The 468-nt window shown below is 49.1% G+C and carries 1 protein-coding gene; it reads right to left on the reverse strand.

From position 1 onward, the window contains the following. Positions 1-21 precede the first annotated feature (21 nt). Positions 22-468, reverse strand: a 447-nt coding sequence (locus tag A3712_RS09865; protein ID WP_063523305.1) for a DUF2878 domain-containing protein, incomplete at its 5' end; no start/stop codon positions are given.

Below are 468 nucleotides of genomic sequence, written 5' to 3' on the forward strand. Positions count from 1 at the left end.
TTTGAGTGAGTAAGCCATAAGTCACCTAGTTGTCCTTGCCATTGTCGGTTTCATTAAGTTGGAGTAGGCGGCCACAAGAAGAGGCAAAAGTATTCCCCAACTCAACGCAAGGGCAGCAACTACCGATGCATCTGGCCAGGTAGCAAGGAGGGCTCCCGCTTTGATACCTCCCCAATAGCTACTAGTACCCGCTACGGACCCTAAGGCGAACAAGATCACTTTTGAGCATTTTAAGAGCCAATTAAGGCTGTGGTTGAAGCTAATCAAGAACATGATCCATAGGCAGACTAGCCACACGGGGAACCATGATTGATTGGCAATGGCAGGGTCGACGGCGAAGACGCCGAAGTGAAGCATGAGGCTATCAAGCAGTAGCCCCAATGGTAATAAAACGAGTAATTTAAGGTCGCTGTGGCGAGTCGGTGACAATAGGAAGTGAATGATCACCAGTAGTGGTGTTACGAACGG

Source organism: Vibrio sp. HI00D65 (assembly GCF_001635455.1).
GTDB lineage: Bacteria > Pseudomonadota > Gammaproteobacteria > Enterobacterales > Vibrionaceae > Vibrio.